The 18,422-nt window shown below is 73.3% G+C and carries 20 protein-coding genes; 12 read left to right on the top strand and 8 right to left on the bottom strand.

Annotation, left to right across the window (positions count from 1 at the left end; genetic code table 11):
- The first annotated feature begins 111 nt into the window (after positions 1-111).
- Both ACN261_RS18240 and ACN261_RS18235 read left to right on the top strand, forming a co-directional pair.
- A complete protein-coding gene (locus ACN261_RS18240) occupies positions 112-1,293 on the top strand; it encodes a nucleotide disphospho-sugar-binding domain-containing protein (RefSeq protein ID WP_421486564.1) in 1,182 nt (393 codons plus the stop codon).
- 30 nt (positions 1,294-1,323) lie between these two features.
- A complete protein-coding gene (locus ACN261_RS18235) occupies positions 1,324-2,529 on the top strand; it encodes a cytochrome P450 (RefSeq protein WP_425851205.1) in 1,206 nt (401 codons plus the stop codon).
- 82 nt (positions 2,530-2,611) lie between these two features.
- On the opposite strand, the gene ACN261_RS18230 is transcribed toward ACN261_RS18235, so the two are convergent.
- Complete coding sequence (locus tag ACN261_RS18230; RefSeq protein ID WP_425851203.1) at positions 2,612-4,009, bottom strand: condensation domain-containing protein; 1,398 nt, start codon at positions 4,007-4,009, stop codon at positions 2,612-2,614.
- Positions 4,010-4,099: 90 nt separating this feature from the next.
- Between ACN261_RS18230 and ACN261_RS18225 the strand changes: the two genes are divergently transcribed.
- From ACN261_RS18225 to ACN261_RS18215, 3 genes are all read left to right on the top strand, one after another.
- Positions 4,100-4,804: a 4'-phosphopantetheinyl transferase family protein gene (locus ACN261_RS18225; RefSeq protein WP_425851201.1), complete on the top strand. Its 705-nt coding sequence runs from the start codon at positions 4,100-4,102 to the stop codon at positions 4,802-4,804.
- A gap of 72 nt (positions 4,805-4,876) precedes the next feature.
- Positions 4,877-5,158 (top strand): phosphopantetheine-binding protein, encoded by a 282-nt coding sequence (locus ACN261_RS18220; protein ID WP_421486560.1) that lies wholly within the window; start codon positions 4,877-4,879, stop codon positions 5,156-5,158.
- Between the two features lie 44 nt (positions 5,159-5,202).
- Positions 5,203-6,516: a glycosyltransferase family 2 protein gene (locus tag ACN261_RS18215; RefSeq protein ID WP_421486559.1), complete on the top strand. Its 1,314-nt coding sequence runs from the start codon at positions 5,203-5,205 to the stop codon at positions 6,514-6,516.
- A gap of 45 nt (positions 6,517-6,561) precedes the next feature.
- On the opposite strand, the gene ACN261_RS18210 is transcribed toward ACN261_RS18215, so the two are convergent.
- From ACN261_RS18210 to ACN261_RS18200, 3 genes are all read right to left on the bottom strand, one after another.
- Positions 6,562-7,797, bottom strand: a complete 1,236-nt coding sequence (locus ACN261_RS18210) for a beta-ketoacyl-[acyl-carrier-protein] synthase family protein (RefSeq protein ID WP_425851198.1) — start codon at positions 7,795-7,797, stop codon at positions 6,562-6,564.
- 85 nt (positions 7,798-7,882) lie between these two features.
- Positions 7,883-8,143 (bottom strand): acyl carrier protein, encoded by a 261-nt coding sequence (locus tag ACN261_RS18205; protein ID WP_204928196.1) that lies wholly within the window; start codon positions 8,141-8,143, stop codon positions 7,883-7,885.
- A 168-nt stretch (positions 8,144-8,311) separates the two neighbouring features.
- A complete protein-coding gene (locus ACN261_RS18200) occupies positions 8,312-9,595 on the bottom strand; it encodes a cytochrome P450 (RefSeq protein ID WP_421486557.1) in 1,284 nt (427 codons plus the stop codon).
- Positions 9,596-9,761: 166 nt separating this feature from the next.
- Between ACN261_RS18200 and ACN261_RS18195 the strand changes: the two genes are divergently transcribed.
- From ACN261_RS18195 to ACN261_RS18185, 3 genes are all read left to right on the top strand, one after another.
- Complete coding sequence (locus ACN261_RS18195) at positions 9,762-10,307, top strand: RNA polymerase sigma factor (RefSeq protein ID WP_421486556.1); 546 nt, start codon at positions 9,762-9,764, stop codon at positions 10,305-10,307.
- Complete coding sequence (locus tag ACN261_RS18190; protein ID WP_421486555.1) at positions 10,304-11,065, top strand: hypothetical protein; 762 nt, start codon at positions 10,304-10,306, stop codon at positions 11,063-11,065. Before ACN261_RS18195 ends, ACN261_RS18190 begins: the two co-directional genes overlap by 4 nt.
- Positions 11,066-11,184: 119 nt before the next feature.
- A complete protein-coding gene (locus ACN261_RS18185) occupies positions 11,185-11,661 on the top strand; it encodes an iron chaperone (protein WP_377682801.1) in 477 nt (158 codons plus the stop codon).
- Between the two features lie 79 nt (positions 11,662-11,740).
- Here ACN261_RS18185 and ACN261_RS18180 read toward each other — a convergent pair whose 3' ends face one another.
- From ACN261_RS18180 to ACN261_RS18165, 4 genes are all read right to left on the bottom strand, one after another.
- Entirely contained in the window at positions 11,741-12,322 is a 582-nt protein-coding gene (locus tag ACN261_RS18180; protein WP_425851194.1) for a hemerythrin domain-containing protein, read from the bottom strand.
- Positions 12,315-13,028 (bottom strand): hypothetical protein, encoded by a 714-nt coding sequence (locus ACN261_RS18175; protein ID WP_425851192.1) that lies wholly within the window; start codon positions 13,026-13,028, stop codon positions 12,315-12,317. The genes ACN261_RS18180 and ACN261_RS18175 overlap by 8 nt, the downstream gene beginning before the upstream one ends.
- Positions 12,941-13,528: a hypothetical protein gene (locus ACN261_RS18170; RefSeq protein WP_425851190.1), complete on the bottom strand. Its 588-nt coding sequence runs from the start codon at positions 13,526-13,528 to the stop codon at positions 12,941-12,943. The genes ACN261_RS18175 and ACN261_RS18170 overlap by 88 nt, the downstream gene beginning before the upstream one ends.
- A 76-nt stretch (positions 13,529-13,604) precedes the next feature.
- Positions 13,605-14,351, bottom strand: a complete 747-nt coding sequence (locus tag ACN261_RS18165; protein WP_425851188.1) for a GAF and ANTAR domain-containing protein — start codon at positions 14,349-14,351, stop codon at positions 13,605-13,607.
- A gap of 235 nt (positions 14,352-14,586) precedes the next feature.
- Here ACN261_RS18165 and ACN261_RS18160 point away from each other — a divergent pair, with 235 nt between their 5' ends.
- The 4 genes from ACN261_RS18160 to ACN261_RS18145 all read left to right on the top strand — a co-directional run bounded on the left by ACN261_RS18160 (position 14,587) and on the right by ACN261_RS18145 (position 18,373).
- Complete coding sequence (locus ACN261_RS18160; protein ID WP_425851186.1) at positions 14,587-15,036, top strand: STAS domain-containing protein; 450 nt, start codon at positions 14,587-14,589, stop codon at positions 15,034-15,036.
- The gene (locus tag ACN261_RS18155) at positions 15,033-15,479 is read left to right on the top strand and encodes a hypothetical protein (RefSeq protein ID WP_421486550.1); all 447 of its coding nucleotides are present in this window, start codon (positions 15,033-15,035) and stop codon (positions 15,477-15,479) included. The genes ACN261_RS18160 and ACN261_RS18155 overlap by 4 nt, the downstream gene beginning before the upstream one ends.
- A 98-nt stretch (positions 15,480-15,577) precedes the next feature.
- Entirely contained in the window at positions 15,578-17,836 is a 2,259-nt protein-coding gene (locus tag ACN261_RS18150) for a catalase (protein ID WP_425851184.1), read from the top strand.
- 96 nt (positions 17,837-17,932) lie between these two features.
- The gene (locus ACN261_RS18145; protein WP_421486548.1) at positions 17,933-18,373 is read left to right on the top strand and encodes a hypothetical protein; all 441 of its coding nucleotides are present in this window, start codon (positions 17,933-17,935) and stop codon (positions 18,371-18,373) included.
- The last annotated feature ends 49 nt before the right edge of the window (positions 18,374-18,422 follow it).

The following is an 18,422-nucleotide window of genomic DNA, read 5'->3' as shown; positions in this document are numbered from 1 at the left end:
ATATCCATTGGTCGCCGCGACGATCTTCCGGGTGCGGACACCCATCGCCTAGCATCGGTGCACCAGGACTGCCGGGTGGTACGCGCGGATGGGTCGGACTTGACTGCGGCTTTGCGGATTCTGTTGTCGACGTGGGGCTGGCGGTCGCATTTCTACGGCCTGGTGCCGCTCGGTTGGGCCCTGCAGGCTGCCGGCCACGAGGTGCGGGTGGCCAGCCATCCGGCGCTGGTGCCGGCGATCACCGCGGCCGGGCTGGCGGCGGTGCCGTTGGGCGCGGACGTCGACTTCGCCACCGCCTTCGCGGGCCGGATCGGCGCGGTGGGTGCCCTGGACCGGGCCGAGGACGAGCCGGACGACACGGTCGAACCGGCGATCACCGCCGACGGCGGCGTGGTCCGGTTCGCCGACGCCCTCCTCGACGACCTGGTCGGTTTCGGCCGCTCCTGGCGACCGGACCTGATGGTCTGGGAGCCGTTCAACCTCGCCGCCGCGGTGGCCGCCGCCGCGCTGGGCGTGCCCGGGGTGCGGCACCTGTGGGGGCCGGACTCCTCGGTCACCCTCCGGCTCGACCCGGAGCCGGTGCTCGGCCCGCTGGCCGGCCGGTTCGGGCTGGCCGCCGCCGACGTGGACCTGGCCGGGGTGCTGACCCTCGACCCGGTGCCGCCCCCGATGCAGGTGCCGGCGACCGGCCCGACCCGGCCGGTCCGCTACGTGCCGTACAACGGCCCGGCCGTGTTGCCGCCCTGGCTGCACGGCCCGGCGGACCGGCCCCGGGTCTGCGTGACGGCCGGCACCATGATGGCCGGCGCCGGGCTCGACGACCGGCTGGACCTCCCCCGGGTCGTGCGGGCGGTGGCCGGGCTGGACGTGGAGGTCGTCGTGCTGGTCGAGCCGGCCCAGCAGGCGGCGCTGCGCCCGCTGCCGGACAACGTCCGGCTGGTCGACAGCCCGCTGGCCCTGCGGCTGGTGCTGCCGACCTGCGCCGCGCTGGTGCAGCAGGGCGGCGCGGGGACCACGATGACGGCGCTCGGCCTCGGGGTGCCGCAGCTCGTCCTGCCGCAGGTCAGCGATCAGCACTTCAACGCCGAGCGGCTGGCCGTCACCGGGGCCGGCACCTGGCTACCCGGCGGCCGGGCCGACGACGACACGCTGCGCGGGCTGGTCGGCGAGCTGATCGCCGACGGCCCCCGGCGCGCCGCCGCCGCGCTGATGCGCGACCGGGTCCGGGCGATGCCCGCCCCCGCCGAGGTGGTGCCGGCGCTGGTGGCCCTCGCCGCGGGCACCCGGAGCTGATCCACCGTCAGACCACCCTAGGAGTCGCAGATGACGCAAGAGCCCATTCCGTACCCGCTCGCTCCGGCTCCGACGATCTACCACCCGTCACCTGACTACACCCGGCTGCGGGAGACCTGCCCGGTGGCGCCGATCGCGCTGCCCGACGGCGGCAGGGCCTACCTGGCCACCCGGCACGCGGACGTCCGCCGGGTCTTCACCGACCAGCGGTTCAGCCGGGCCGCCGCGGCCGGGCCGGACCGGCCGACCCGGGAGTTGGGCTCGCTGGCCGAGGACTCGTTGATCGGGATGGACCCGCCCCGGCACACCACGATGCGCCGGGCGGTGTCGCACGCGTTCACCGTCCGCCGGGTGGAGGCGCTGCGCCCGACGGTGGCCGCGCTCGTCGACCGGATGATCGACGACCTGGTGGCGGCGGGCCCACCTGCGGACCTGATCCCCCACCTGTCCGCGCCGCTGCCGATCTACGTGATCAGCAAGCTGTTCGGCATCGCGGACCAGGACCAGGACCGGGTACGCGAGTGGTCCGACGCGCTCGTCGGCGACTGGGACGCCGATCCGGCGGCCCCGCAGGCCGCCCTCGACGCGTTCGGCGAGATGATCGTCGCGCGTCGCCGCGAGCCGGGCGACGACCTGATGAGCGCCCTGATCAAGGCCTGGGACGAGCACGACGACCTCACCGAACGGGAACTCGTCTCGGTGACCGCAGGCATCTTCGTCGGCGGCCACGAGACCACCACCAACCAGCTCAACCTGTTCCTGCTCGTGCTGGCCCGGCACCCCGAGCAGCTCGCCGGCCTGCGCGGGGACGACCCGGTGGCGGTGGCCCGTGCGGTGGAGGAGCTGTCCCGCTTCATCCAGCTCGGCGACAACGGGGTGCTGCTGCCCCGGGTCACCACCGAGGAGGTGGAACTGGGCGGGGTGTGCCTGCCGGCGGGCACCCCGGTGCTGCCGGCGATCGCCTCGGCCAACCGGGACGCGTCGGTGTTCACCGGGGCGGACACCCTCGACCTGACCCGGGCCGACAATCCGCACCTGGCGTTCGGGGCCGGCCCGCACCACTGCCTCGGCGCGGCGCTGGCCCGGATGGAGTTGCAGGAGGCCCTCGGTGCGCTGCTGCGCCGGCTGCCCGGCCTGCGGCTGGCCGTGCCCGAGGAGGAGCTGCGGTTCAAGCCCGGCCTGGTGGTACGCAGCCTGGAGGCACTGCCGGTGACCTGGGACCGGGTCGAGCGGTGACCCTGCCCCGGGCCGTGGAGCGGTGACCGTCGCGGCGGCGGTCACCGGGTGGCACGCCGCCCGGTGACCGTCACGCGACGGGTCAGCCGGCGACCCGGGTCGGTGTCGTCGGGTCGAACGCCGCCTCGACGGCCACCTCCTCCACCCCGCGCAGCAGCGCCTCGGCCTGGGTCTCGGTGAAGCAGCCCAGGTCGAAGATCACCTGGAGGAAGATCGTGTCCGGCTGGTCCTCCACGGTGATGAACGCCTGCTCGGGCAGGTGGTCGAGGGTGCCGTCCCAGACCAGGAACGTCTCGCCCGCCCGGCGGCGGATCTGCTCCGGGGTCACCTCGGCGGCGCGGGCCGCGTCCTCCGCCGCCTGCCGGGTCACCACCCGCCGGTCGTTGATCCGGAGGGTCACCCGGGCCGGGTAGCCGCGCTCCTCGTCGAGCCGGGCGCCGGCCTCGGCGAGCTGCACCGGGTCGTAGTAGGCGTACATGCCGGCGGCGACGGAGGCGCGACGGGCCCGGGTCACCACCTCGTCCACGGTGGTGTCGGCGGCGTCCACGGTGAGCACCCCGTTCTGGCTCAGCGGGGCGATCGCCTCGGCGAATCCCGGCCGGAACCGGTTGCCGACGATGAGTTTGGCGGTCAACGGGTTGACCCCGGTGGCCCGGCCCACCGCCACGGCGATCACCGCCAGCAGCACCCGGGAGGTGTCCGTCCGGGTGCGTCGGGCGATGGCCTGCACCGCCAGGTAGGCCGCCGGTGAGCTGAACCGGCCGTGCCAGAACCGCCGGCCGTGCCGCCCGGCCGGGTTGGTGACCTCGCCGAAGGTCGAGGGTGGCAGGTCACGCAGGTGTGCCTCCCAGTGGCGGACCGCCCGGTCGCTGACCCGGCGCAGCGGCGGGGTGCGCTCGCGCCGGCCGAGGTCGAGCAGCTGCACCGTACGCGGGTCGGGTGCGCGCCGGGCCGTCAGGTCGACCAGCCCGAGGTCGGCCATCACCAGGGCGGTGGCGGTGCCGTCGACGACCAGGTGGTCGAGGGTCAGTACCCGGTGCACCAGCGCGCCCCGGTGCCTGACCACCGCCATCCGCACCGACCAGTCCCGGTAGAGGTCGTAGGGGGTCAGCAGCCGGGCGTGGCCCAGCTCGTAGGCGAACTTCGCCACGTCGGCCGGGTCGGCGTCGTCGGGGACGTCCAGCACGTCCAGGGCGATCTCCCCGTCGGCGGCGACCACCTGGCAGGGCTCGCCGTGGTCGTCGGTGCCCAGCCGCATCCGCAGCGCCGGGTGCCGGCTCATCAGGTCACCGAGCTGCGCCGCGACCTGCTCCACGGTGACCCCGGCCGGCACCGGGTGCGCACCGCTGACGTTGTGCGTCCACCCGGTCTCCCGCATGTCCTGCATGATCGCCAGTTGACCCCAGGTCAGCGGCGCGGTCCCGGCCCCCGGGCCGGCGAACGGGACGAGCACCTGCGCCTCGGCGGTCTGCGCGAACATCGGTCAATCAGAGCAACGGAGATCGGCACGTGTCAACGCCGCAGATCGTGCCGCCGGCCGGGCGGTGCCGACGGGGCTAGGGTACGGCCCATGCGGGACACCGTCCGGATCTGGATCCTGCCGGCCCGACCCGACCCGACCGAGCTGGCCCGGTACGACGCGGTGCTCACCGCCGACGAACGCGCCCGGGCGGCGGCACTCGGTCCGGCCGCCGCCCGGGACCGGTTCACCGTGGCGCACGGGGCGCTGCGCCTGGTGGTGGGCGCGGCCCTGGGCGTCGCACCCGGACGGCTCGCCTGGCGGCGGGGCCGGTACGGCAAGCCGACGTTGACCGAGCCCCGGGGCGGGCCGCAGACCAGCCTGTCGTACTCCGACGACCTGGTCGCGGTGGCGGTGGGCGGCGGGCGGCCGGTGGGGGTCGACATCCAGCACGTGACGCCGGAACGGGACCCGGTGGCGCTGGCCGCCCGGTTCTTCGCCGCCGGGGAGGCCCGGCACGTCGCCTCGGGGTCGGACGTCGCCGGCCGGGCCGACCGGTTCGCCCGGCTGTGGGCCCGCAAGGAGGCGGTGGTCAAGGCGGCCGGGGATCGGCTCTGGCCGCACCTGGCGCTGCCGGTGCACCGGGGGGACGTGGTGGCGTGCGGCGAGCCGCCGGGCGTACACCGGGTCACCGACGTCGCGACCCCGGCCGGCTACCGGGTCGCGGTGGCCCTGACCGGCGACGCGCCCTACGACACGGCGTCGTTCCACGGCCTCGACGGGCCGTCCGGGCCGGCCCCGCGACCGGTCGGCTGAAGATCGCGACAGCCGTTGACACCCGCCGATCACGTTTGCTCTGATGGGCTCCATGTTGGAGCGTGGGGTCCAGTGACAGAGCCCGACACGACCACCGCGCCGCAGCTGCGCGGGCAGGTCGTCGACACGATGGTCGCGCTGCTGACCCGGATGCTCCGGCCGGAGGCCCCGGTCACCGTCGGCACGCAGCTGATGGACGAGCTGGGCCTCAGCTCCTCCCTCGCGCTGGAGCTGCTGCTCGAGATCGAGGACGAGCTGGAGATCCAGATCGACGTCGAGGACCTCGACGAGGACCGGATGACCACCGTCGGCGACCTGGCCGACTACATCACCCGGCACTGCACCCCCCGCTGACGGCCCGCGACGGGGGCCCGGCCGGTATCTTCCGAAGGAGTCCCATGGACCGGCCCCGCCTGAGCGTGGTGATCCCCGCCCACAACAACGCCGTCGCGCTCGACACGACCGTCGCGTCGCTGACCCGGCAGACCCTCCCGGCGCAGGAGTTCGAGGTCATCGTCGGTGACGACGGTTCGGCCGTCCCGCTGACCCCGGTCGTCGAACGCTACGCCGACCGGCTGCGGATCGCCTGCGTGCGCAGCGAGACCAACCGGGGCCGCAGCGCCAACCGCAACGCGGCGGCGGCCCGTGCCCAGGCCGACGTCCTGCTGTTCCTGGACGCCGACACGGTCGCCCACCCCACCCTGCTCGCCCGGCACCGTGACCATCACGCCGCACGCGGCGGCCGGCCCGGGGTCCTGCTCGGCCAGCGCTACGACCTCGACTGGGCCGGTGCGGACGCGGTGCGCCGGGGCGAACCCGTCGACCCGGAGCTGCTGGACGCCGAGCGCGGCGACCCCCGGCTGGAGGACATCGCCCACCCGCAGCGCATCCGCGACTTCCCCAGCGCGCCCTGGGTGCTCGGTCTGACCCACAACGCCTCGGTCGACCGGGAGTCGTTCCTGCGGGTGGCCGGCTTCGACGAGGCGATGGTCAAGTGGGGGTTCGAGGACCTGGAGTTCTTCTACCGGATCTTCCACCTGCACGGGGGCCGGCCCGACGTGTTCGAGCTGGACGTCGAGGCGACGTCGTACCACCTGCCGCACTTCCGCAAGACGTCCAACGGGCTCGCCTCGATGGACAACATGAAGTACCTGCTGCGCAAGCACCTGCGCTACGACGTCGAGGTGCTGTACGCGATCAACACGTTCGGCCGGCACCTGGGTCGCATCCGCCTCTACGGTCAGGCCATCGAGGCGTACCGGCGGGCGGGGCTGGGGCGGCCGGAATCGCTGCCCGACACGTTGCGCACGGAACTGGCCACCCGCACCGCGTTGGTGATCGGCAATGGGGTGTCCACCCTGGAGCTCGGTCCCGACTCGCAGACGTTCGACCACGACGCCCCGGCCGGGCCGACCAACGCGCACCTGCTCGGCACGGTGCTCCAGCAGTTCAAGGCCGGCGCGCTCGACGTGATCGTCAACGTCGACCTGTGGCGGTTCCTGCTGCCCGAGGACCTGCCGGCGTTCCTGACCCGGGGGCTGCTCAAGGCCGACCGGATCGAGCTGGTCTGCACCCACGCCCCGGTCGACCAGCGGGCGATGCTGCCGGTGCCCCTCGTGGCCGACCTCGACTACGTGACCGACATGCTGGACCAGCACTTCGCCGTCACCGTCGCCCGGCACGACGGGGCGTCGGTGCTCACCGTCCGCTGACACCGTCCCGACGCGGCAGCCGGAATCGTCCCGGGACGCGGCGGGTCACGCCCCGGGCGGGCCGAACAGCAGGCTGACGTTGTGGCCGCCGAAGCCGAACGAGTTGGACATCACCGTGGTGATCACGGCCGCACGCGGCTGCTTGCGGATGTGGTCGAGATCGTCACCCGGGTCGGGGTCGTCGAGGTTGTGGGTCGGCGGGAGCAGGCCGCGACGCAGCGCCTCGACGCCGATCGCCGCCTCGATCACCCCGGAGACGCCGAGCACGTGCCCGGTGACCCCCTTGGTGGAGCTGACCGGCGGACCCGCCGCGCCGAAGACGTCCCGCAGGGCGGCCACCTCGGCCGCGTCACCGGCCCTGGTGCTGGTGCCGTGGGCGTTGAGGTAGCCGACGTCGTCGGGGCCCAGGCCGGCGTCGCGCAGCGCCGTGCGCATGCAGTGCGCCGCACCGGACCCGTCGGGGCGGGGGGTGGTCGGGTGGTAGGCGTCGTTGTTCGCGCCCCACCCGAGCAGGTCGGCGTACCGCCGGGCACCGCGCGCCACCGCGTGCGCGGTGCGTTCCAGGACGAACACCCCGGCCCCCTCGCCGAGGACGAGGCCGTTACGCCGCCTGTCGAACGGGCGGCTCGCCTCCGTCGGGTCCGACCAGCCGTGGGCGAGCGCGCGGGCGTTGCCGAACGCGTCGGCGAAGGTCGGGAAGAGCGGCGCCTCGCTGGACCCGCAGAGCACCAGGTCGGCCTCGTCGGCGCGCAGGATGCGCAGCGCCTCCCCGATGGACTGGGCCCCGGACGCGCAGGCGGTGCCGATCGACGAGGTGTAGCCCCGGATGCCGTGCCTGATGGCGATCCGCGCCGCGCCCATGTTGGGCAGGGTGCCGGGCAGCATGTACGGGCTGACCCCGAACCGGCCCCGCTCGGCCCGCGCGAGGACCTGGCTCGCCAGGGTGGACAGGCCACCGACGCCGGAGACGATCACGGCCACCCGGTACGGGTCGACGTCCCGGCCCACCTCGACTCCGGCGTCGGCCACCGCGTCACCGGCCGCCCGCAGCGCCATCACGACCGCGCGGTCGGCCACCCGGGACTCGGGACCGGGCAGCACGCTGGCCGGGTCGATGTCCGGGCTGAACGCGGCGACGTCGACGACGCCGTGCACCGGGTGCCCCTCGGGGGGCCGGGTCAGGCCGGACCGGCCCGCGCAGACCGCGTCGAACACCTCGGCGGCGGTGCTGCCGACCGGGCTGACCAGCCCGATCCCGGTCACCGTCACGCCGGCACGCATGCGCGTCCCCCCTGCCAGGCCCCGGCGACACCCCGCTGCACCGAACACCTCACGGACCGCCTCCGGGGCGGCGCGGCGGGCACGGTCAGTGTGCCGAGGCGGGCTCGACGCGGGCGGCCACCGTGCGGCAGAACTCGCCGACTGTCATCATCGCCAGCGCCTCGGCCTCGTCGTCGTCGAAGGTCACCCCGAATCGGTCCTCCACCCGGACGGCCAGTTCGGCGAGGCCGAGCGAGTCGACGTCGAGACCGGCCGGACCGAACACCGTGTCGTCGTCGGCGCCCTCGATGTCGTACTTCATCTCGGTCAACGCGGCGAAGAGGAACGCGCGGATCTCGTCGGTCATGGTCGGGGTTTCCTTTCCGGAGGTCGGCGTCGGCGGACCCGGCCGCCGGTGGGACGCGGGAGGCGTGGCAGTGGCCGGGGACGCGGCCGGGACCAGGTGCGACGTCGGCGGGGCCGTCGCCGCGCTGGTCACCGGAGCAGCCGCTCCGTTTTGATCGACCTTACTCAATCAAGCCCGTTGCGCAAGGTCCACCCGGCCGGTGCCGTCCGGCCGATCGGCCGCCGGCTCGCCGACCCGCACCGCGAGCCGGTCGTGCCCCCGCAGCATGAGTTGCCGTGGCTCGCCGGGGGTCGCGGCGAGCGCCAGCGCCGGGAACCGGTCGAGCAGCCGGGGCAGCGCGATCCGCCCCTCCGTCCGACCCAGCGCCGCACCCACGCAGTAGTGCGGCCCGGCGCTGAACGCCAGGTGCCGGTTGTCCGCCCGGGACGGGTCGAACGTGTCCGGGTCGGGGAACCGGCGCGGGTCCCGGTTGGCCGCACCGGTCAGCACCAGCGCCGTCCGTCCACTCGGGACCTCGACCCCGGCGACCTCGGTGTCCTCGGCGGCATAGCGCACCGCGAAGTGCACAGGCGGCTCGTACCGCAGGATCTCCTCGACGTACGCCGGGGCGAGGGACGGGTCGGCGCGCAACGCGGCCAGCGCGGCGGGCCGCGCCAGGAGCAGGGTCAGCCCGCTGCCGAACAGGTTGGCGGTGGTCCGGAACCCCGCGTTGTACGTGACGATCAGGTTGGCCAGCAGCTCGGCCTCGGAGAGCTGGTCGGGGCGGCCGGCACGCAGGCTGGCCAGCGCCGAGACGAGGTCGTCGCGGGGTTCGGCCCGACGGGCGGCGAGCAGCGTGGTGAAGTACCCGGTCAGCTCCTCGGCGGCCCGGTTGGCGGCCCGGATCTCCCGGAACGAGCGCGGGCCGATCTCCAGCACCGCGTCGAACGCCCGCACCCGGGACGGGAACCAGGCCCGGTCGGCGGGCGGCACCCCGAGCAGCTCGCCGACGACGGCGCTGGGCAGCGGCAGGGCGAACGCCGCCATGAAGTCCACCGGCCGACCGCCCGCGCCCGCCTCGGCGAGCCCGTCGAGCAGGTCGTCGGTGATCCGCGCGATCGCCGGCTCCAGGGCGGCGACCCGGCGGGCGGTCAACGCCTGGCCGAACAGGTGACGCACCCGCGCGTGGTCCTCGGCCGGGGCGTTGAACATGCTGGCCTGCAGGGTCCGCAGCACCGCGTGGTCGCGCCAACGGACGCCGGCGCGGTCCAGGTACCGCGCGTCGAGCACCCGGAAGACCGGGTCACGCAGCACCCGTTGGGCGGCGGCGTACCCGTGGACCACCACGGCGTGCGGTGCCGTCGGGGCGAGGGCGACCGCCTCCCCCAGCTCGTGCAGCCGGGCGTAGTACGGGTAGGGGTCGCGTCGCACCTCGTCGCCGAGCAGCTCGTCGAGGGATACCGGGAAACCCATGGCGCTCCTCGTCGGGGGTGCACGGGCGGAGGATGCCGTGACCTTAGACGCATCGACGGCGGCCTGTCCACGGCCGGTCTCCCGGCGGGCCGCTGCCGAACCGGGGTGTGACAGTGGGGGTGCCGCCGGACAGGTAGGGGGTGCAACGACCGACCGAAAGGCGCACATGAGCAGTGCTGATGACGGCGTACGGGAGCGACGCTTCCGCTCCCTGCACGCCGCGACGTACCCGGACCTGCTGCGGTTCGTGCAGCGGCGGGTCCCGCCCAGCGAGGCGGAGGACGTCGTCTCGACCGTCTTCCTGACCGCTTGGCGACGATTCGACGACGTCCCCGCCGACGCCCGTCCGTGGCTGTTCGCGGTGGCCCGCCGCACGATGGCGAACCACACCCGGAGCTGGTTGCGCCGACAGGCCCTGGACGTCCGGCTGGTGGCGACGGACGGGCCGGCGTACGGGGACGACATGGTCGACGCCGCCGCCCGGATCGACCTCGACCGGGCCTGGCGCAGCCTGCGACCGGCCGACCGGGAGGTGCTGGCGCTGGTGGCGTTCGACGGGCTGACCGCCGCACAGGCCGCCACCGTGCTGGGCTGCCGCCGGTCGACGTTCGCCATGCGGTTGGGCCGGGCCCGGGAACGCCTGCGGGCCGCGCTGGAACCGCCCGCCGCCCGCCCGCACACCCTCACCGTCTTCAAGGAGCAGCAGTCATGACGGATCTGGAACGCCTCTCCGTGTTGGACCCGGCACGTGGGGTGCAACCGACCCCGGCCGAATGGGAACGGGCCACCTCGGTCGTCGACCGGATCGTCGCGGACCGGCCAGCCGCCCGCCCCGCGCCGGCCCGCCGCCTGGTGACCAGGCGTGGGGTGGTCGGCCTGGTCGCCGCCGGGGCGGTCGCGGTGGTGGGCGCGGTCACCGTGCCCGCGCTGCTGCCGGGGCCGATGGACCGGGCCTTCGCCTCGTGGACCCCGGTGCCGGGCGCGCTCACCGGCGAGCAGGTCCTGCCGCAGGCCCGCCGGTGCGCCGCGAGCGGGGTGGGCAGCGAGCCGGCGGCACCTGTCGGCCCCTCCGACGTGCTCCTGGCCGAGCGTCGGGGGGTGGCCACCCTGCTCATCCAGCGGCGCGGCTCGGGCGTGATCGAGTGCATGAGCGTGGACGACGGCCCGCCGACCGCGATGACGTTGGCGGACGGGCCCCTGCCGCCCCCCGCCGCCGGCACCGTCAACCTCGAGACGCGCAGTTCGGTCGGCTCCGGCCGCGACCAGTACTCCAACGCCGTTGGTCTGGTCGGCCCGTCGGTCACCGGCGTCGACCTGGTCCTCGCCGACGGCAGGACCATCCGCACCAGCACCGGGGGCGGATGGTGGGCGGCGTGGTGGCCGGGGCCGGAGGGGGGCGAGATCGGCAGGATCACGGTGGTCGTGCACCGCCCCGACGGCTCCACCACCCACCGGATCGAGGACCTGTGACCGGTGGCCCCGCCGGGTGCGACCGGTCAGGAATCGAGAAGCCGGCGACCCGGCGGGGTCATAGCCTTTACCCAGGTGGCCGGCAGGAGGCCGCGCCCGCACGGCGAGAGGGAGCCCGCGTGTCCACGAAGAAAGCGACCACCGCGTCCGACGGCGACACCACCGGGGAGGCCGGCGACGGGTTCACCGCCGAGGAGCGCGCCGCCATGCGGGAACGCGCCGCCGAGTTGCGGGCCGAGGGGCGCAAGGGCGCCAAGAAGGCCGACGGCATGCAGGCGGTGCTGGACCGGATCGCCCAGATGGCCCCGGCGGACCGGACGCTCGCCGAACGGGTGCACCTGACGGTCACCACGGCGGCCCCGCAACTGTCGCCGAAGACCTGGTACGGGATGCCCGCGTACGCGAACGAGGACGGCAAGATCGTCGTGTTCTTCCAGGACGCCGGCAAGTTCAACTACCGGTACTGCACCCTCGGCTTCCAGGAGTCGGCCAACCTCGACGACGGTGACCTGTGGCCGGTGTCGTACGCCCTGCGGACGTGGACCCCAGAGGTGGAGAAGCGGGTCCGGGACCTGGTGACCACGGCGGTCTCCTGACCGGCGACGACCGGTACGACCCGCAGGGGTGGACGGGAGAAACTCCCGCCCACCCCTGCCCCGGTTGCCGCCGAGGTCATCAACTCGCGGAGGGTTTGCGGAGCGCGTCGCGGACCCGGTCGACGACCGCCAACGCGGGACCGACCGCCAGGTTGCCGGTGGCGGTCTGCGCGCTCGGGTGCGGGCGGGTCGGCGCGGTCGCCTCCGCCGCCCGGACGGCCGTGGCGAGGCTGTGCAGCCGTTCGGCCGGCACGTGCTGACGCAGCTGGGGAAACTCGTACCGTTCCTCGTAGCGGGCGTGGGTGAGCACGGCGTCGCGGAGCAGGATGATGCCGGTGTCGAAGCCGTCGGCGTCGACACCCCCGGCGATCAACGTCTTCAGCGTCTCCTTGGCCTGGCGTTCCTCGTCGAGGCGGTCCTCGACCATCGCGTCGCCACCGCCGCCGGGCAGGGTCCGGGCCAGCGGGTGCACGACCTCCTCCTCGGCGGTCTCGTGCGCGGCGAGGAGCTTGACCAGGTCGTCGAAGGCGTCCCGGCGGGCGTCGCCGGTGCCGCCGATCACGAGCAGGAACAGCTGTTCGATCCGGGCGTGCTGGGCGAGCAGCAGGTCGACCACGTCCTGTTCGGGGCCCGGGGTGGCCGGGGCGTCGGTGTCAGGCATGGCTGCCTCCCCGCGTCCGCAGCCCCTCGACGGGGTGCGGTCCCTCGGTCTCGATGCGGTACTCGTCGCCGAAGCGTTCCCGGTGCATGTCGATGACCTGCTCGCTGGGCGGCTGCTGGCCGTCGTGCAGCTGCTGCTGCATCCACTCGAACCGTTCGTGGGCCTCGGTGACGTAGCCCTCGCCGAGCTTGGTCAGGTCGATCTGGGTGGCCAGCAGGTGACGCAGGTACTCCTTGTTGGGTTCGAAGGTCAGCGGCTCCGGCAGGCCGACGCTGCCGACGATCTCCTCCGGCTCCCGGCCGTCGTGCTGGCGCAGCAGGTCGGCGGCCTGCTGGAGGTGGGCCAGTTCCATCTGCAGGTGCAGCTCCCAGACCGCCTTGATCCGGGCGTCGCTCTCCTGCTGCAGGAACGAGTAGTACAGCCAGCACTCGTTGTACTCGTGGGTGAGCAGCCGCTCCCACCACGTCTCACCCGGGTCGACCAGCGACTCGTAGTGGGTGACGTGTTCCTGCTCGATCAGGCTGATCTCCTGGTAGAGCTGGCGGGCGATCGGCTCCATGTACTGCGGGCCGACGTTCATGTAGTAGAACATCACCTGCTGCTCGGCCGACAGGATCGTCAGCGCGTGCAGCTTGGAGCGCGGGTCCACCGAGTTGCGGTCGTACGGGGTACGCACCTCGTCGAACGGGTGCCGGTGCTCCTGCACGGTGGGCGACCGGGCATCACCTCGGTCAACCCGTCGACGATCTTCTCGGCCTTGCGGCGCTCCAGCATCTCGTACAGGTTGGCGTAGCGGTAGAGGTGGTCGAAGTCCTCCAGCACCCCGAACTCGTACGCCTGCCTGAGGTAGGGGTCCGGCTCGTGGCGGGCCACCCAGGCGGTGAGGTCGACCGCCACCTGCTCGTAGCCGAGGGTGGTCTCCAGCACGCTCGCCACCCCGGGCAGCAGCCAGTTCACCACCCGCTGCTGCTGACTCTCCACGTACCGCACGTAGGCGAGCTTCCGGCGGACGTCCTGGTCGGGGCAGTTGCGGGCGAACTGGTGCTGGAAGTTGATCGCCTCGACCTCGATGCCGTTCATCGTGATGATCCGGCACCTGGTGTACGGGTCGACCGCCTCCGGGTCGATCGGCTCGACGTTCAGCTCCCGCCAGTTACGGAGCTGGTTTTCCAGTGCTATTCCTTTATGATCCAACGGATTGAACATTTTTCTCCCGATTCATCTGGGTGGCCCGTTATTGCCTCCTACCCGGATGAAGGGCCAGTAACCTCCGGATGTGCGCCTATGCTCCCGGGTTCCGGAATGGCGCCGGAGATTCCGGTGCCGTGCCGGTCACGTTGACGATGATGTCCGCGGCGACGTCCCGCAGTTTGCGGTTGCGGTGCTGGGAGGCGCGACGGAGCAGGTCGAAGGCTTCGCTGGCGGAACAGCGCTGCTGGGCCATGAGCACACCCATCGCCTGGTCGATGACGCTGCGGGAAGCCATCGCCGCGCCCAGTTGTTTCTGGACCGCCGCCTGGTCGGCGTGGCGCAGCATCAACGTCAGCGCCGCGGCGCACTGCTCGGCGAAGGCGGCGGCGTGCTCCCGTGGTGCCCCGACGAACGAGGCAGGCCGGACGGAATACAGGTTCAGCGCGGCCACGGTCTGCCCGTCGATCTGCAACGGCAGCGACAACGAGCTGGTCACGCCGCGGGCGACGGCGTGCGGCCCGTACCGTGGCCAGCGCCCGTCGGCGGCGAGGTCGTCGACCTGGACGACCCGGCCCTGGTACAACGCCTCCAGGCACGGCCCCTCGTCGGCGCCGTACTGCAACTCGTCGACCTCGGCGGCGAACGCGTCGCTGGTCGTCACGGTGACCGGGTGGCCGTCACGGCGCACGGTCAGCCCGCAGGCGGCGGCCGGGGTGACCACCCGCGCGGCGAGCATCACCACCTGGTGCAGGAAGTCGTCCAGACCGGTGCTGTCGCTGAGCAGGCCGAGCAGCTGCCGGTAGGCGTCGGCCAGATCGTGCGGGGACGCGTGGGACACGGCTACCGGCTCTCCGAAGCGGAAGCTTCGCTCGGGATGACACCGAGATGACGCCACCCGAACGGCAACGTACGAGAATCACCGGCCCACCGACCGTACCCGTACCGTCGCCTCTCCGCCGGGTTCCTCCGGTGGCAGTGCGTGGTAAGGAGGGGTAACGTGCCTGGTGGTTCGGACATGAGCCTCGGGTGAATCACGCCCACGTCGCCCTGCTCCCAGACAGGGGAACGTGCTCATGCCGCTTCCTGCCCACCTCCCCGAGCCGTCCGGTCCGGTGCTGACCCTGAGCCTGAGTTCATGCCGGGCGGGTCGACTCGTCATCGCGCGGGGCGAGCTGGACATGAGCACCACCCACCTGCTCACCGAACTCGTCGACCAGCTGGTCCGCCGGCCGAGAACCGGTCCGCCCCAGCTGATCCTCGATTTGACCGGCGTGACGTTCTTCTGCGCCGCGGGAGTGAACGCCCTGTTGACGGTCCAGCACACGCTCCGGGAGCGGTCGGTACGGCTCCTGCTCTGTGGGCTGTCGCCCCGCGTCCAGCGGATACTCGACATCACCGGCGATCGGACCCGGTTCGACATCCGGCCGGTGGCCGAAGCGCTGGACGCGCCGCACACGGATTCGTTGCGGGTCCGGTCGACGGTGGGTGTCACCACCGCGCAGGCGGGTAGGCGGGGAGGATGACGCCCACCAGCAGAGCCCTGATCGCCGGTGCGGCCGGCGCGTCCGCCCTCAACGCCGTCACCTACCTCGACATGGCGCTGCGGGCCCGGCCGGCCAGCAGCGCCGCCGAGGACAGCGCCGGCCGGCTGGCCGATCTGACCCACGTCGACCTCGGTGACCAGCGCACGGCCGCCAACCGCCGGTCCGGGCTCGGGCCGCTGCTCGGCTACGCCACCTCGGTGGCCGCCGCGGCCGGCTACGCGGCGGCGGGTGGCCGCCGGCTGCCGCTGGGCGTCTCCGTCCTGGCACTGACCGGCCTGGCGATGATCGGTTCCAACGGCCCGCTGACCGTGCTGCGGATCACCGATCCCCGGACCTGGTCGGCCACCGACTGGATCACCGACGTGGTGCCGCACCTGGCGTACGGCGCGGTCACCGCCGTCACCCTCCGCGCGCTGCGCTGAACCACCACGGGTGGCCGGCGACACCGGTGTGTTTTGCTCCGGGATGCCCGGGTAGGGGAGGAACACCCGTTCCCGCTCCACGAAGAGGTGCCGCCCAGATGGAATCCCGTAAGCCGGTCGAGGTCGTCAAGGACGTGGTGGACGCCGCGGCCGAGAAGGTGTCGCACCTGATGACCCCCGAGGTCCCCGGAGCGCCGGGCAGCGCCCCGCCGACCGTCGAGGAACCCACCACCCCGCACGACCCGCTGCCACCGAAGAAGGAGCAGGGCGCACCGGAGACCCGCACCCCGACCGGTGCGGCCACCGGTGCGCCGAGCGTCGCCAACGGCCAGCAGGGCGCGTTCCTCACCACCGCGCAGGGGGCCCGGCTGCGCGACACCGACCACTCCCTGAAGGCCGGCTCACGCGGGCCGACGCTGCTCCAGGACCACCACCTCCGCGAGAAGATCACCCACTTCGACCACGAACGCATCCCCGAGCGGGTGGTGCACGCCCGGGGCGCCGGGGCGCACGGCGTCTTCACCGGGTACGGCGCGCAGGAGGTGACCCGGGCCGGCTTCCTGCGCAAGGGCAAGGAGACGCCGGTGTTCGTCCGGTTCTCCACCGTCCTGGGGTCCCGGGGCTCGGCCGACACGGTGCGGGACACCCGGGGGTTCGCCACCAAGTTCTACACCGACGAGGGCACCTTCGACCTGGTCGGCAACAACATGCCGGTCTTCTTCATCCAGGACGCGATCAAGTTCCCGGACATCATCCACGCCGGCAAGCCGCACCCCGACCGGGAGATCCCGCAGGCGCAGAGCGCCCACGACACCTTCTGGGACTTCGTCTCGCTGCACACCGAGGCGCAGCACCACACCATGTGGAACATGTCCGACCGGGGCATCCCGCGCTCGTACCGGACCATGGAGGGCTTCGGGGTGCACACCTTCCGGCTGGTCAACGCCGCCGGGGCGACGGTGCTGGCGAAGTTCCACTGGAAGCCGAAGCTGGGCGTGCACTCGCTGGAGTGGGAGGAGGCGCAGCTGCTCAGCGGCATCGACCCCGACTTCCACCGGCGCGACCTCTACGACGCCATCGAGGCCGGCGCGTACCCGGAGTGGGAACTCGGCCTGCAGGTCTTCCCGGACACCCCGGAGGAGACCTTCGCCGGCATCGACCTGCTCGACCCCACCAAGATCGTGCCGGAGGAGCTGGCGCCGGTGCAGCCGGTCGGGAAGCTGGTGCTCAACCGGACGCCGACGAACTTCTTCGCCGAGACCGAGCAGGTCGCCTTCCACCTCGGCCACCTGGTACCGGGCATCGACGTCACCAACGACCCGCTGTTGCAGGGCCGGCTCTTCTCGTACGTCGACACGCAGCTCACCCGGCTCGGCGGGCCGAACTTCTCGCAGATCCCGATCAACCGGCCGCACGCGCCCGTGAACGACATGCTCCGCGACGGGTTCCACCAGCACGCCGTGCACGCCGGGGTCGCGCCGTACCGGCCGAACTCGCTCGACGGGGGCAACCCGTTCCCGGCCGGGGACGCCGAGAACGCGTTCGTCGACGTGCCGGTGACCGTGGCCGAGGCTCCGAAGGTCCGGGCCAACCCGGCCTCCTTCGACGACCACTTCAGCCAGGCCCGGCTGTTCTGGCTGAGCATGTCGCCGGTGGAGCGGGAGCACATCGTCCGGGCGTACACCTTCGAGTTGGGCAAGTGCTACCACCAGGCGATCCGGGAACGGCAGCTGCAGTGCCTGGCCAACATCGACCCGGTGCTCTGCGCGCAGGTGGCCACCGGTCTGGGCCTGCCGACGCCGGAGCCGACCGTGCCGCTGGCCGACGTCGCGCCCAGCCCGGCGCTGTCCCAGGTGGGCCGCACCTGGCCGGCCGACGGTCGTACGGTCGGCATCGTGGTCGACGCCGACGCCGGCACCGACGACGTCGAGCAGGTACGCCGGGAGGTGTTCGCCGCCGGCATGGTGCCACTGGTGATCGCCGCGCACGGCGGCACGGTGGGCGACCTGACGGTGCAGCGGACCTTCGCCACCGGCCGCTCGGTCGAGCTGGACGCGCTGCTGCTGGCCGGGGCTCCCGCCCCGGCACCGGACGCGCTGCCGGCCCGCGACGCCAAGGCGGGCGCGGCGGACGCCACCGTCGTCGACCCCCGGGTGCTGCTGCTGGTGCAGGAGTGCTGGCGGCACGCCAAGGTGATCGGCGGCTGGGGCGCGGGCGTGCGGGTGCTGGAGCTGGCCGGGGTGGCAGGCGCGGCGGGCGTGGTGACCGGTGACTCGCCGACCGGCGTGCTCGCCGACGCGCAGGCCCTGCTGGCCGCGCACCGGGTCTGGGACCGGTTCCCCGCCTCGATCTCCTGACGAGGGCCGTCGACGGGTGTCCGCCGTGGTGCACGGTGGACACCCGTCACGACCGGGCCGGCGGGCACCTTGCTGCCGGCCCGTACCGTCGGTGCGGTGACCGCCGAGAAGGAGCTGTCCGGCCGGGGTTTCGCCATCATCATCGTCGGCGTCGGCGTGCTGCTCTGCTGTGGTACCCCGACCGCCGGCTTCTACCTGTCCCACAAGGACGCGAGGGAGGAGCCCGGCATCCGTGCCGCCGCCGACGCCTACCTGTCCGCAGTGGTCAGGCATGACGACAACGGCGCGTACGACATGTTGTGTGCGGCCGACCGACGCCGCGAGTCGCGGGCGGCCTGGCTGGACCGCCCGGCGACCGGGTACGGGGTGACCGGGTTCCGGATCACCGACGTGACGGTCCAGCGCCTGAGCGAGGGACCGACCCTGCGGTGGGTGACCGCCGAGGTCACCTATTCGGACCAGGCACCCCGGACGGTGGGGCTGAACGTCGAGCGGCAGGACGGCGACTGGAAGGTGTGCAGCCCGGACGTCCGGTGACCGACCTCCCGACGTGCAGGCGGTGCGGCCCGGACGCGGGCGGCACAGG

The organism is Micromonospora sp. WMMD723, assembly GCF_049863385.1.
Classification (GTDB): Bacteria; Actinomycetota; Actinomycetes; order Mycobacteriales; family Micromonosporaceae; genus Micromonospora; species Micromonospora wenchangensis.
The sequence above is the reverse complement of the archived record's forward strand: the minus strand, read 5'-3'. Positions and strand labels throughout refer to the sequence as shown.